This is a genomic window from Cellulosimicrobium composti (assembly GCF_009711085.1).
Lineage (GTDB): Bacteria > Actinomycetota > Actinomycetes > Actinomycetales > Cellulomonadaceae > Cellulosimicrobium > Cellulosimicrobium composti.
Genome location: NZ_WMKA01000138.1, coordinates 1 through 381, shown reverse-complemented (window position 1 = coordinate 381; position 381 = coordinate 1). Strand labels below are relative to the sequence as shown.

Here is a 381-nt window from a genome sequence, read left to right as displayed (position 1 = left end):
GGTCGGTGCCGACGACGGGGCGACCGGGCGGGCGGCCGCAGCCGCGCCCCCCGCTCGGGGCCCGGCGGACGTCGGCGCGGACGCCCCGGGGGCGGGGTCGAGCACGGGCTCCGGCTCCGGGCCGTCGTCGAGGTCGGCGGGCGGCTCGGCCGGGACACCGGCGAGCCACGCCTCGTCCGCCGCGTCGACGCGCGCGGTACCCGCCGGGACCGCGGCCCCGGCGAGCCAGGCCTCGTCCTGGGGGTCGACGGCCGGGCCGTCTGCCGGGAGCGCGTCCGCGGCCTGAGCCGGTGCCGGGCGCTCCTGCACGGCGACCGCACCACGGGGGGCCGTCGCCGCGCGCGCCGTGGGCGCCGACGCCGCGCCCGGACGGGCTCCCGG

General features: G+C 85.3%; 1 pseudogene. It reads right to left on the bottom strand.

Annotated features, from left to right (window positions below):
* Nucleotides 1-309 (bottom strand): annotated as a pseudogene (locus GJV82_RS19275) (DNA polymerase III subunit gamma and tau); the annotation flags it as partial.
* Between the last annotated feature and the right edge of the window lie 72 nt (nt 310-381).